The following is a 13,861-nucleotide window of genomic DNA, read 5'->3' as shown; positions in this document are numbered from 1 at the left end:
TGTGGGTCGAACTGTCATGTTCAAAGTGTCTTCCGCGTCATCTGTACGCCGCTTCACTCGTGCGGCGGAGGTGGAGTGTCTTCCCACTACCAGCCGGCTCAGAACCAATTTCAGTGGCGGAGGATGAAACCAGTAGCACAGTCTGCTGTCCGATGTTGTCCAGACTCGATTTCTACGCGAGGAACCCGGTGACACCGCCGTATCCGATGACGGCAGCGCGGTCCAGTCCATGGTTGAACGCTTCACAGGAGGTCTCGGGCACCATCAGGCAGTGGTGGCAGGCACCCGGCGTCGAGCCGCGGCCGCGGGGTCCCTGCGCATCTTCGATGCAGACTGGGTCAGTGGCACACCAGTTAGCGGCTTCCACGGCAGCTTCGAGGATTGGGCCCAAGCGCTCAGGCTCTCCAAGTTCAACAAGCCCACCCAACGTGCCGTGTACATCGCCGGCTGCCGTATAGATGAGGAACGCGGTGCGATTGTCGACAGTGAAGATCCGCTCCCGCAATGCCGGCAGCGGGTATCCCGCATGCGGTGCGGCAGCTCGCATAACGAGGTGCGCGACGGTGTGTGCCAGGAGCCACGGTAACGGCCGTGACGTCTCGTCCTGCATACGCGGCGGGTGCGCAGTGTTGACCAGCCGCTCGTCAGCTGCCGCCCTGCTAGCCCATTCGTCGACCGCGACTGGGTCCAGCAGACACAGGATGCCTTCGCCAAAGACTTGGTAGCCGGGCAACCAGTTGTCGGTGGAATCTTTAGAGAAAGCAGCGGGACGGGGCTTGCCCCACAGTTGGGCGTATCCGGTCTCGGGATTCACCGATGATGGGGCGATACGGCCGAAGCCTGTGAGGACTCGGGTTTCACGAAGACGGGGAACGAGGCTGACAGCGGACAGCATCTCGCCCAGGGGGCTACCGCGGTACTTCTCTACGTCCTGTGGTTCGACGATGAGATCTGGCACTGCGCCCGTGGTGCGTCGACGGTGGTCTGCAGAGAGCAGGGCGGTTAATTCGTCGGCACGGCGCGGCCCGACGACGTTGTCCCGATTGAGTGCGTCAAGATGGCGAGTGACTTCGGCGTCATCGGTGCGGATACCCAAATTCATTGCTACCGCGGCCATTTCGGAAACAACGTCCGAGCTTCTGGGTAGCCGGCGCATCACACGCAGGGTTGCGTTATCGGTGAGCGCATGTAACAGCGTCGAGTTGTTGGCGCCGGCTACGGGGATGGTGAGACTTGACAGGACACTGGCGTAATACGCAGTTGTTGAGGTCCTCTCGATCGGTTTCGCTCGACCGGTGCAGGATTCAGCACTGGTATGCGGCAACCACGGACGAGCACCTGTGCACGGGAAGTCGACGTCAGGGTCGAATTGCACGCTTCGATCACAGCCCTTGCATTTCAATCGCGGACGATTGGCGGCTGCTGTCACCTGATAGCGGATATCATGCTGCGTGCAGGCAGAACCAGCTTGGCTGTGTAGCCACGCGGCCCAGTCAACATCATCGAGGTGGCCAGCGGGGCATGCCAGAACAAGCGCGCTTTGGAAAGTTGGCCATCTGCCCCGCGATTTGGGTGAGGCACATGCGCTACATCGACCGTCTTTGGCGTCCGCCGGGTCCCGCTTGATGAGTCGCTGGCAGACCGGGTTGCTACATGACTCACTGAGTGGGAAACGCACCGCGGGTACTAGCCAATCGTCACGCGAGGGCTTCTCGCTAGCCGCACCAGGTATCAGGAACCGTTCGACACCCGTCGCTGCGAGTAGGTGACGGTCGGTGATCGTGAGTTCATCGAGGACCGGTACCGAACCGGGTGGGCGCTCTGGAAGCGAGCGCAGCCAGGTCGCGGGCCCGCACACGAGTGCGCTGACACGATTGCGGGTGAGGACTATCGATCCGGGGCCAAAAGGCGAGATCAGGTGAGCGCGACGTACGGGCGTAACAAACAGTGAACGGCTCACCACTCCTCCTCATGAGGTGCCGTATCTGACGTTCCGCCAACTGGGACAACATGTTTGACGTCGGTGCCGGCGCGTGCCGGCAGCCAGTTCTCGTCAATGCGCAGCGCGGTATCGCCGTCGACGCTGCGCAACGACGTCAGCGCCGGCCAACTTGCTCTCCCGGTCGGCGCAGGATCTTCCAGCGGTCGCAGGAAGTGAAATCCTGACTGGCCCGCATTACCCCAGCCAAGCTGTTGGTCGACTGCTGTTCGCAGTTCGTTTAATGCGACATCGGACAGGGCGCTGACCCGGTCTCCGGCTGGTGTTCCTCCAATCTTGGTGGCCCGCCGGTTGATTTCTTGCGCGGCAGCGCTCACGAGCTCGACATCGGTGGGAATGACGCGGTCGATGCCGCGCGAACGTACTTGCCGAACAACCGATGAGAATGCACCACGGAGCCCGCGAGCAAGGGCAGCATCGGTGAAGGGTGTGACGCTCGCCGATTCTACCGCGGCGTATAGCCGCTGGTGCACGGCGGTGAACCGTTCGTAGTGGCTGACGTCGCGCGCGGTCATCGGGTTGAGCAGGACCACGACAAGTCCCGGTCCTTTGCTCGGGTTGCGGCCTACCCGGCCAGCTACCTGGATGTACTGCGCAGCCGTTTTCGGCTGGCGGACGATGGTGAGCAGTCCGAGCCTGTCGACATCGACACCGACTTCGATAACGCTTGTCGCGAGCGCGAGGTCAATTGCACCTGGCTGGTCGCGGCATTGCCCGAGTTGGTCCAATGCCTTGGCCGCCGCGCTGCTCGACGCGCTGGTTAACTCCACGTCGGTGAGTGGCCGAATTGCCTTACGCACACCAGCTTTTCCTAGCGTGCCGGTGCGAATCCCCGTGGCTCTCACGAGGCGCCAGGCGTAGCCGCGGAGGTCGGTCGATATCAGCGCTTTGGCGAGGCCAAGGTCTCGAAGCGACCCGAAAAACGCCACGTTGGTCCAATACGGGTCGACTGGTGCATTTTGTTGCTCGAGTGCGGCCGCGGCGTGGGCCAGGCTCGCCAGCACACGCATCTGCGCATGCGCAAACCTGCCCACGCCGGTGGCGCACACACCGACAAATGTGCGCGGAGGGTTCGCCGTGTCAGCCTGTGCAAAAAAACTTTCATGGACGCTCAGCCCGGGGGGTGGTACGAGCCGTACTTCATCGCGGCGACAGGCATACAAGGCTTCTGCCTGCCGGGCATACGCGCGTGTGGTTGCGGTTGCTGCGACGACATGTGGTGCCTGGCCGCCGTCGTGCCGACACAACTGGTCGATCGCGGCCTCATAGAGCCCGACGAGGCTACCTAGCGGACCGGAGATCAGGTGCAGTTCGTCTTGAATAATCAAGGCTGGGGCAGGATTGTGACGGGACCCACGCTCGCCGAGTCCAAAGATCACGCGGGCTTTCTCGTTCCAGGCAAGCTGCGCGAATTTGTCCACGGTCGCGACGAGGAACGTCGGAGGCCTGTCGTAGATGTCTTCGTCGACCTCGTAGACGGGCAGCCCTCCGCGCGTCCGACTGAGGTGGAATGCGCACGCTGGGTTTGGGCACGATGCCTGCATGCGATAGCCCGTGCCATCTGCGGTTTTGATCTGATGTACCCCGTATCCGAGTACACGCCCATCGCAGACGTCACCAATCGCTGCTGCACAGGCCGGGCAGCGAGACAGTATGAACGGCCGATCTGTGGTGGACTGGTCACGCGAGCGCGCGAAATTGCGGAGTTCGGTCACCGCGTCCTTGCGCCAATTTGGGGTGCTAGCCCGACCCAGCCACGCACCGATAGAAAACCGCTCTGGGCCGAGCACATCGCGGTTATCGGTCCGTAGCGTCTCCAGTGCGCACATCAGTGACGCAGCACGCTGGAGTTGTTGAGCGGTGAGCAAGCGCAGGGTGTAGCGCATGATCACCGCTGTCCCTTTCCGATTGGGCTCGGTCAGGCGGCTGAAAAGCATTGTGAAGGCAGCGAGTGCCAGATATGCCTCCGTTTTGCCTCCGCCCGTCGGCATCCAGATCACGTCAACCACTCCGCGACGGTGATGCTTCGGATCGATGATCTGAGCGAGATTGGCGAGGACAAAAGCCAATTGGAACGGACGCCACTGCGCAAGGCCTTTGCTGCCGGGTTCGGTGCCCTCGACCGTGATGACCCCATCGGAGACGGTGACTGCGCGTGTCGGGGCGCCGTAGCTGCGCCGTTGTTGCGCCATCGCCGTTGACGTCCACCGCAGGCATCGCTGCACTGTCCCGGCCGACGCCAACGCCCAGCCCGCGGCTACATCGTCGGCGAAGGCCTCGCATGCCCGCATATGTTCTTCCGCGGTATCCCGCTCCGGCCCATCCAACTTCGCTGTCTCAGCAGACCTGTCCTTGATCCACTCGCGATAGCTGGCGATCATCCGGTCGACGGTCGCCACCGCCGCCGGATCCCAATAGCCCAACCCGTCCATATCGATATTCAGCGAACCGGCGGCGTCAGCGATGTTTGGAGTTGTGCCGCCGACCGCAGCCACCGGTAGCGACTCGGTGTGCACCAGTGCAACATCGCCGTCAATCGCGACCACAGCGTCAACGCCATGCCCTACCGCGCGCACCGGTACATCCGTGTACAGCAGTCGCAAGCTGGCTGCTTCCGCCGTCGAATCCGCATTGCGATCTGGGTAGTTCAAGAGGTGTTCTGCAGGCACTACTGCGGTAAGGCGAGCGGTGAACAGCACCCGCCGCGCTAGATCGAACTCTGGTTGACTGGTCCGGTTCACGAGGTAGCAGGTGACTATTCGCTGGCCAGCATCCGAGTGTCGGCTATGTATTCCGACGTGAAGTTGCAGAGGCTTGGCGATGACCTCTTTGACCTGTACACCATCGGCTGGCAGTTGTAGGGGCACTTCTTCATTCACCGCCACTCGGTGCCACCCGGTGCGCTGAGAACCTCTATAGAGGTATTCGTGGGGTTCGTATCGGGCACCGGCCACACGCAGCGTTAACGTTGCCACCTCGTCAGCAACGACGAACGATATTCCAAAGGACGACGGTCGACCGGGCCGATCTACCGGAGACGCCGGCCCGTCGTCGTCGGAGTCCGCACTGTCGGCCGCAGCATCAGGCGCCCCGGGGCGAGGTGCGATCTCGTCGGCATCGTTACCTGCCTCGTCGGTTGCTGGTGGTGCCTGTGCTTCGTCGAGGTCCCGCTCTTCATCTAAGTGCATTACCGGGTAGAGAGCGCCGACGATGTAGCGGGCCGTCGGGCGTTCAGTGAGGACTTCTTCGCCATCGTCTGCCACGAACAAGCGGTGCAGGTCGGTGTCTGTTTCGATGTTCTGCCCGCGGTCAAGACGAGTAGGCGTTGCGCCGGGGTACGCGCCAGTGGGGTCGGCGAGCGGTCCACGTAAGTCTCGCTGAACGGCGTCGATAAGCGAATCACGTGTCTGCTCGGGCGTCATGGCGTTTCCTCCTTCATGGGGAGTTCGGTGACACGGTGTCCTGCTTCGTCGATCAGGACACCGAGCCAGTTGTGCGGAACCGCGATGGGTTCGCTGATCCGGGCAGTGATCTTGGCCAGTAGCAGCGTCCCTAAGCCTTCTGCATGCCGTACTGTCCAGCCCTCGTCGTCCACCTCTGCCACCCAGGCGCCATCGGAGAGACTCGTGGGAATCTCTCGCCGGATCTGTTCGCCGGCTTGCTGATGCGCGGTTCGCACTGTCGCCAGCTCATCGAAGGTCCCAAGGAGCTCCGGTGCGGCTATTGCGTTCACCAGGGCCTCGAATCCCCGCCGCCGTGGTGCGATGTACCGCTCATCGAGCGGACCCCTAAGTAGGACTCGCGCGTAGTCGACACCGACCGCTGCGGCCAGTTTCTGGAGGAGTCGTTGGTGACCTTGGACTTGAAGGGCCTGTAGGAGGGTGCATCTCAGATCTGCGGAGTACGCCCGGACGGTCGCTATGTGGTTAGCGGACCAGCCTTTCCGCTGCTGAAGCCACGTGTCTGCACGGTCTACCACCTGTGTATGGGGCACAGCGCCGACTCGAATGGCCAGCACCCACCCGCGCGCGACGCTTCCCACCGATGCGGCAGACAACGACACCGCACGGGTCTCATCGTCAAATGTCACCACGTGTGGCCGGGGACCGATCTGCGGATCGAAGTACGCGGCATGCCCGGATGCCATCTGCAATTCAACTGCGTGCGCTTCGCCGTCGGCTGGCATCGCGAATGACCGTGGGGTTCGCCGTACAGGCCCGGGCACTTCGAATATGGGTCGCCAGTCGTGGGGTGCGAGGTCGGCGCCGGGCTCTGGGCCGTCGTCGCGCAATACCAGCTCGGGTTGGGCGTCGGCTGGCAGCAACCACAGGTCGCTGACGGTTAACCGGGGGGCATCGCTTGGCAGTACGAGCTGCACAGTGGGCGAAACAGGCGCAGTCATCAGCCAGCCCATTTCCCGCAGCGCCATGTCGGGTGTCCGGAATCGCGACGAGAATGCAACCGCGGGATGCCCGACGAGAATTGTGGCCCGATAGGTGTTTGACGCGCTTCTTAGTTCACCGAGACAGGCCGTGTCCACGCAATCGAAATCTTCGCTGGCGAGCCAATCGCGTACGGGCGTCAGCCAGGTTCTGCGCGGTACGACTAGGACGGCCTCGGGAGTACCGTCGGTGGCTGCGCCGTATTCACACAGCACATCACCGACTTGTGCGGCAACGGGCGACGACGAGTGCATTAGGGAACGCAGTGCTTGGCTAAGGGGAATCAGCGCCTCGCACAGGGTGTGGGCAGGGTGTTCAGCGAGGAATTTCGTCACATCATTGAGCACTTCGGTGAGTCCCACGGCGCCATGGGCTGGCGGCAGCGGAGTTGCGGTAAGTATCCGCCTCGCAGCGACAACCTTGCCTGCCACGCTGTTCGCCGACGATGACTCAACAAATGGTCGCAGTGCTCGCAGTGCCATAGTGACTCGTTGCAGTTCCGGCCAACGAACGCGCGCGATGTTGATCGATGGCTGTTGCGCGTCTCGCCACGTGGTGAATCGCTCAGCTATCGAAGTCACCACAGGTCCTCGTCGGCATGCGTTGCGTCGGGTTCGGTCGCACATAACATTTCGAGACCAGCTTGCGGGCGCAGCAGCTGACGAAGCGGACTGGGTAGCTGGCTGGGAGCAGCCCACCCGGAGGTCGTCAGCAACGATGCGACCTCCGCGGCGGCGGGTGATCGGCGAGACAACAATGCCAGTATCGGCACTTCCGGCCAGTTACTTCGTGAACTGGCAACCCACGCAGCTGATCCTGCAATGACGACGAGGCGGGGACGTAGGGCTGAAACCCACGGTTCGTCGTCGAAACGAGGGATGGCGTTCATTACTAGGACTGGATAGCGGAACCAGTCGCGCAGGTGTTTGCCGGCCAACAACCGACCTCGAACACCCGGGGAAGTGCATGCCGGGAACATGAGGTCCACGTCCGCAAGGAACGCGCTCGGCTCGCCTGCTACGACGACCGGATGGGCACTGGCAGCGGACAGTCGATGACCGGAGCTTTCTTCTGGACACCCGTAAGCGGCGGCGATCTCGCGCCGCGCGACATCCGATAGCCGGGTGTCTCGGCGTTCCGGAAATCCTGCGGGGAGCCGGTGGACGCTGTCGCGATTGTTGCGGAGTCGGAGCCCACCGAACCGCAACTCGCCGTCGCGCAGGTCATCGAGTCGCTGATCCGTCAGCAACCCCGAGCGGCAACAGGCAACTTGGACGCCACACTCAAGCCAGGTGTGTTCGCAGTCCGAGCATTCGATCGACATAGACGTTGACCCGAGCGTCGCCGCTACGGCTGCCATCCTCAGGGTCGGCACAGTGACCACGACCCGCAGATTGCGATCCGCATTTGGCCCGGAGGCGGTGAGCTGTTGAGCGAGTTGGCGAAGTAGGAGCAGACCTGCGGGGTACGGTTCTGCGTCGTGTTCGTTGGGCTGACGGAGCACCTGCACCCCCTTGTGATAGATCGTCTCTTCGGTATTTGACGAGCACGCTACGCCGGGCCACCGACATTGATCGGCTGCTTTGTGTCTCCCACCCCAGCTACGCGACCGCGAAACACAGTTGCGATCTTCCGCCGCTCACTCCCCCCGCTGCCCTCGCCGGATTCGTGTGATTAGTTCGATTTCGGGCCGGTCGGTCTGGTTGTCGAGGTGCCGGGTGAACAGGGCAGTCGCGAAGCGATCGAGTTGGTTGTGGAGGTCGCGGTTCTTCTGGCGCAGTTCGGCGATGGCCTGCTTGTCGTTGCGGGTAGAGGCGTCGTTGAGGCTGTCGCCTCGGGTCAGGTTCGCGGTGAGTTGCTCGAAGCGGCTGTTGAGTCGGTATGAGCTGTTCTCGATTCGGTCCTGAACGAACGCGCGGGCGACGGCGTCGTGGCTCCTGCCGGTGATCGCTTCGATCTGCCGTTTGGTGCGCGGCATGTCGGCGCTGTTCTCGATGGTGGTGATGGCGTCGGCGATGGCCTGCATGACCGCATCGCTGACGCGCTTGCGCGTCGGGCTAGGCATGGTCTTTCTCCTGGTCCAAGTGGTCGTCGTAGAGATCGTCGGGGTCGTTGGCGGCGGTGAGCTCGCGGCGGATGCGGGCGAGGTTTGCGCGGTCTCGACGCATCTGTTCGACGAGAGCCGGATGGCCGCGCTGTTGATCGAGGTAACTGTCGATGCGGTCGATGGCGCTGGCGATCACGCCGACGTGCGCTGGCCTCAGTAGGGCGTTGGTGCAGTCGATGCCGACGCACACATGGTCACCGAGTTTTGGGCGGTCGCCGCCGCAGCTACTGGTTGCGGGGTTCCACATGCAGTCGTTGGTCAGCCCTAGGTGAAGTCGCTCAGCGAGCGTCGCGGTGAGTCGATCGGCACGGTCGGGGTTGGTGATGATCTGTGCACGGAATCCGGTGACGTGGTTGGCCGCCGGCCCTGCTACGGGGCTGTCGTCCTGCAGCAGTGCGGCGGCGTCGCTGTGTAGGACGCGTTTGCGTTCGTCGTCCATGAGCCGAACGGCTCGCTGTTGTCCGTCGCTCATGTACCCGGTAGTCATCCGCCAGGCGCTGTGTCCTAGTTGGATTCCCAGTCCGAGTTCGGCTCCGGGACGAGTGGTCGCGAAGACGCTGAAGGCGCGCCGGAGTGAGGTGGCCGTGATGGCCTGATCTTTGGGAACCTCGATTGGGTCGAGTCCGAGCCCCCGCCCGCGTCCTAGCCGTTGGGAGGGGTCGTCGTTGACAAAGGCAATGAGCCTTGCGATGTCGCGGGTTGGGTTGTACGCACCGGCATTGCCTCGGCTGCGGGCGAAGAGGTGGGTGGCGTGTTCAGCAAGTGCGTCGAGGACCTCGATAGTCCGGATAACGGGTCGGGGTGCCCACCATTCGCGACGCTGGCCGTCTGGAATGTCATTACCTTTGTGCTGGATGCTGCGCAGCGCTGCCAACCCGTCTCTGCTGGTGCGGGTGTCCCGTGTCAATTCTTGGATCTCGCTGTCGCGCATACCTGTAAGGCTGGCGATCAGGACGTAGCAGGCCGCGCGGAGCACGCTTTCGAGGTGCTCTGCTTCACCAAGCCCGAGTTCATCGATCCATGTACTGGTCATTCCATCGACGTGAGAAACAACGGCCGTCGGAATGTGCAGTCCGCCGAACGTCGCTCGCTCGGGGTCGTCGGCCGCCTGGGCTACAAGGGCGACAGCGGCGGGCATGTACTGCGGGTGCGAGGGGTTCAGAACAGTGCCGTTGATTCCTAGTAGCCGCAACAACAGGCGGCTGTTTGGTTCCCCTCGTGGGTGGTTGGTGACGCGACCGAATCCCGTATGCAGCGGCAATGGCCCGCGCTGTTCAGTCCAGTCGAGTAGGGCGTTGTAGGCGTTGATTCCACCCGGCCCGCGGGGCTCGCTGGGAAGTGCAGCGCGTGTCTTCACAGCGGCAATGATGTCGGCGCTGAATCGGTCGACAATTGCCCACGACGCTGCGACCAGGGGGCCCCAGGACTCCCACGGCAGGGGCGGCGTTGTGTTCTCGGCGTGGCAGACGTAGCCACTGACATCGGCTGAGTTACGGCCGGCCCACGGGAAGAAAGAGAGGGCATCCGGCAGAACGCCGCTACACTCCCGTAGCAGCCGCAGTGTGCCGACATAGTTGCGAATGCTGCTCGCCCCCAGTCCCACAGCGTCTTTGCGGTGTTGGCCGGTTTGGAGATCTTGAAGGAAGCGGTCGGCGTCGGTTTGGCTCCAGTCGGCAAAGCGCGTGATCCCTCGATTCTCGGCCCAATTGGCGATGACGACGAGTTTGATGAAGTGGTCGTATAAGGCTGACGGTGGCGCACCGCGTCCTCGTCGGATGACGCCCGCTTGAACAACTTCCTCACGATCGGGGGACGCCAGTGTCATGAGGACGTTCTTGATGGTCTGTCGTTGTGCGAGAGGCGCATTCGCGAAGCGAATGAAACGCTCAGCCATGCTGACCCGGGAAACAACCCTTTCAAGATCCCACAGTTCGTCCCCGTAACGCGGGCTGCCGGCAAGATGCGGCCAGACATACATTTCATCAATGAACGGATTCCGCCACGGTACAGCGGAAAGCCCTAATGATGCGGTAGCGGTCACGACGCTGGGCCCTCCTCGACGCCACGCATGTCATTGAGAACACCCGCGTCGATCGGTGTCAGGTTTGCTTGCTGGCGGGCTCGCTGAACCTGCTCGGGAGTGAAGGCCGGCAGAACTACCTCAGTGATGGTGTCGTAGATGGGTTTCCAGTGCGACTGCCAGGTTCTCGGGTCGGCAGCGCGGTCGGGATGTGTCATGTCCTGGATCGCCAGGGCGGCCGGCAGGTGCTGAAGCGTGATGAGGGCGTTGGCGCACGCAAAGCAGGTACCAGTGATGGACTTGGTGCAGACAGTGCCTTTCTTCTCGTAGGGGCTGTCGAGAGGGTCGCGGCATCCGGCATGCGGTCCGTCGAGTTGGCCGGCCACCAAAGCGCTGGCGGTCTCCGAATCGATGCCTGGTGCATCGGCGCCGGCTCGCAGGGCCTGTTCCGCCTCCGCGGTGACGATGGTGGGACCGCTGATGGCGCTGTCGAACATGTCGTTGACGCTGTCGATGAGGATGCGACCGGCCTTGGCACGCAAAACCGAACTGTTGGTGTAGTGGCCGAAAAAGGTCTTCGCAGAGTGGCGGCGCCCGTTCGACAGGTAGGTCTTAGAGTCGGCGAGTACTTCGCGGGTTGTCGCCAACTTGCGCAGTCGTGCCCATTGGTTGGGGCCCGATAACGGCAGGTTGTTCCGCTTGGCGATCTCAGACAGCCGGTAGGTCGCGCGCTGCCACGGTGGTTGCCTGATTGTTCCGCGGTCGTCCTTCATGAGGATCAGTGACGGATGGCCGGATTCTGAGCGAGCGACGGCGTTGAGCATCAACGCCCAACGAAACGCCGTGAAGGGTGCGGTGTCGCGGCGTGCGTACACCTCGTCATAGGTCTCGTGTGCGCGGTTTTTGGTGTACCGGACGCGGACCAGTTCGATGAGGTCGTTCTCGGCGAGGTAGCCGAGCCTGTCAATCGGCGACAGCCTGGGCGCAGAGTCGTCGACTGCGGGGGTGGCGGTGGCTTCGATGTCATGGACGGTCAGGGCTCGGAGTACCTCAGGTGGCTCGCCGGTCGCGAGGCTCAGTAAGACGTGCAATGCGGTCTGGACGTCGATATCATCGATACACCGGTCTGGTTGGGACAGAGCACTTTTCGCCTTCTGGTATGCCCACCGGCGCCATGCGCGAGTCTCCCGCTCGTTCAAGGGTGGCAATCCGTCGTTGCGGTGATGCCACAGGCGCGGCTGTCGCGCCAACCGGTCGGCGACCTCCTTGTGCAGCGCACCTGGGTGATCATCGCCGTGCCGTCGAAGGAGTGCGAAGACGTGGACGACCTTCCGATAGGCGGTGTCTGACTTCGCTTCTCGGTGTCGTGCCAGCATGTTGAGTTCCCACAAGTCCAGATGTGCGCGGCGCAAGTCACGTACCGTGAATGTGGTCTTCACCTCGTCAGTCAACGGTAGGGCACCAATCGACCGCAGCATGTCCACAAGCCCGGTCGTGAGCGCCGACTCATCTCGGCCGAACTCAGTGAGCACTTGCAACCAAGTTGTGGCGAGTTGCGCCGCGATGACCGGAGTCTCGAAAGTGGCCGGATCGATGGTGACCGCCCGCCGATCGTCATAGTCGGTCCACTCGTAGGTGAACTTGCCATTGTTCGGCGCTGGTGGCCTTGCAGAACTCGCGGGTACCTCGGGGGTGGAGTAGGACCCTCTCACTGGACGTCTCCGGTGGCGGGGCTGTCGTCCGACTCCCAGTCGTCCTCGATGGTTTCGGGGTCGGGGCCTGGGTCGGATTCGGTGTGTCCGACGAGATCGGCTGCGGTTGCTGCGAGGGCGGCTGGGACGTTCTCAGTCCATGTTTCTGCGGCGTGGAGGTAATGCATGGTGGTCTGGACGCTCGCGTGGCCGAGGAGTTCCTTGACGGTCAGTACGGGGTTTGCCAGCAGAAGGTAGGGGTCTCCGGCGCGTTGTCGGCCTTCCTTCATGAGCGCGGCAAGCATGCGCACTGCGTAGGAATGCCGCATCGTGTGCGGTGTGACATGAACGTGGCGTGGCGGTTGATCCCGGTGGCCGGACTGGGTGACTCGCTCGCGTGCGTCGGCGAATAGTTGGTTCCAGCGTTCGAGCCCCGGCGCCAGTCCGCCCCGGGACACGAATAACGCCAGTGGTTCGATGGTTCCGTCATCGAGAATGCGAACAGCTTGGGCACGGCACTGATTGGTGAACCGCACCAGCGGGATACGCTGAGATCCCTTGGCGACGTAGAGTTTTCCCCGCCGTTCGATCAGATCGTCGACAATCAGCAGGGAGCCGTCGCGGACCTTGGCGCGCAGGCCGCGTTGTGCCGCCTGCACGACGCGGTGCCGTTCAGTCTGGCGGTAGAGGTCTGCGGCGTGGGCTATCTGCGCGGTGACGTAGATGGATCGGACCACCTGCTTCTTGCCGAGGCGATCGAAGACATGGATGGACTGGGGTCCCTTCGTGTCGGGGGCCGGAACCTCGACGTCGAGAAGAAATGCACACTCCTCACGGCGCAGGCCAGTGGTTGCGAGCAACAGGCCGTACACGTAGTCCCGCTCTGGGTAGCCCGGTGCACCCGCCGGTTCATAGCCGTCGCCACGCAGTCCGACGTCGAGGAAGTGCTTGGTCTGAGCAGCCGTGAGAAAACGCGCTTGACGCTCGCGCCGAGTTCGGGAGATGAGGGTGTTGCGGTTGTTCCGGCCCCAGCGAGGGGTCGGGTCTTTCTCCATCCAGCCGACCTGGGTGGCGAAATAGAAGAACGAAGAGAAGCAGCCGAATTCCGTTGCCAGCGTGGTGTCTTGGACTTCCTGCTGGCGGGCATCGCGGTAGGCGGTCAAATCCTCGGTCGAAGTGGCGGTGAGGTCCACCAGTTCCCCGCCGCGGCGCGCTCGGACGAACCGGAGCAGCCGCGCGAGGTGGTAGGCGTGGAAGCTACGCAAGCTGTCGAGATCGTAGGCGCGTTGGCGCCATGCGATGAGCAGGTAGGTATTGAGTCGGTCGCAGCCGATCAGTGAGCCGTCGTCATCGACGATGAAGGGCAGGCCATCCGGAATGTCGTGTCGGTCGAGCGCCTGCACAACCTTCGACCACTGGAGCGATGCTGTGCCGCCAGGCGCGCACAGCACGGGACCCCCACGAGTACTTCTCCGGACTGCCACTATTCGCATAAAGAGACCCCCTTGCCGGCTTGCCCCTTAGTGGTACTCCAGGGGTATGACACTTTTTCGTGCCGGCAAAGAGGTCTCAAATATGAAGTTATCTGTGTTCCATTCGTGG

General features: G+C 62.8%; 7 protein-coding genes. All 7 read right to left on the bottom strand.

Annotated elements, in window-relative coordinates:
• Positions 1-172: 172 nt before the first annotated feature.
• Positions 173-1,960 carry an MrfA Zn-binding domain-containing protein gene (gene drmB, locus EB75_RS17065; protein WP_217267708.1) on the bottom strand — a complete coding sequence of 596 codons (1,788 nt, stop codon included), beginning with the start codon at positions 1,958-1,960 and terminating at the stop codon, positions 173-175.
• The gene (locus EB75_RS17060) at positions 1,957-5,421 is read right to left on the bottom strand and encodes a helicase-related protein (protein ID WP_083612365.1); all 3,465 of its coding nucleotides are present in this window, start codon (positions 5,419-5,421) and stop codon (positions 1,957-1,959) included. Before EB75_RS17060 ends, drmB begins: the two co-directional genes overlap by 4 nt.
• Complete coding sequence (locus EB75_RS28860) at positions 5,418-6,803, bottom strand: hypothetical protein (protein ID WP_142239664.1); 1,386 nt, start codon at positions 6,801-6,803, stop codon at positions 5,418-5,420. The genes EB75_RS17060 and EB75_RS28860 overlap by 4 nt, the downstream gene beginning before the upstream one ends.
• A 1,277-nt stretch (positions 6,804-8,080) precedes the next feature.
• The gene (locus EB75_RS17040; protein ID WP_073696531.1) at positions 8,081-8,506 is read right to left on the bottom strand and encodes a hypothetical protein; all 426 of its coding nucleotides are present in this window, start codon (positions 8,504-8,506) and stop codon (positions 8,081-8,083) included.
• Positions 8,499-10,589: a hypothetical protein gene (locus tag EB75_RS17035; protein ID WP_286150228.1), complete on the bottom strand. Its 2,091-nt coding sequence runs from the start codon at positions 10,587-10,589 to the stop codon at positions 8,499-8,501. Before EB75_RS17035 ends, EB75_RS17040 begins: the two co-directional genes overlap by 8 nt.
• Positions 10,586-12,007, bottom strand: coding sequence for a hypothetical protein (locus EB75_RS17030; RefSeq protein WP_286150227.1), 1,422 nt, complete (start codon positions 12,005-12,007; stop codon positions 10,586-10,588). Before EB75_RS17030 ends, EB75_RS17035 begins: the two co-directional genes overlap by 4 nt.
• Positions 12,008-12,276: 269 nt before the next feature.
• Complete coding sequence (locus tag EB75_RS17020) at positions 12,277-13,662, bottom strand: tyrosine-type recombinase/integrase (RefSeq protein WP_073696530.1); 1,386 nt, start codon at positions 13,660-13,662, stop codon at positions 12,277-12,279.
• Positions 13,663-13,861 lie beyond the last annotated feature (199 nt).

It is taken from the genome of Mycobacterium sp. ST-F2 (assembly GCF_001905655.1).
Classification (GTDB): domain Bacteria; phylum Actinomycetota; class Actinomycetes; order Mycobacteriales; family Mycobacteriaceae; genus Mycobacterium.
Note: the sequence above shows the minus strand (reverse complement) of the source record. Positions and strands in the feature narration are given on the sequence as shown.

What these genes read in the sequence shown, in the direction of transcription:
- EB75_RS17040 (WP_073696531.1), bottom strand. Translation starts at nt 8,506, where the DNA reads ATGCCTAGCCCGACGCGCAAGCGCGTCAGCGATGCGGTCATGCAGGCC.
- EB75_RS17060 (WP_083612365.1), bottom strand. Translation starts at nt 5,421, where the DNA reads ATGACGCCCGAGCAGACACGTGATTCGCTTATCGACGCCGTTCAGCGA.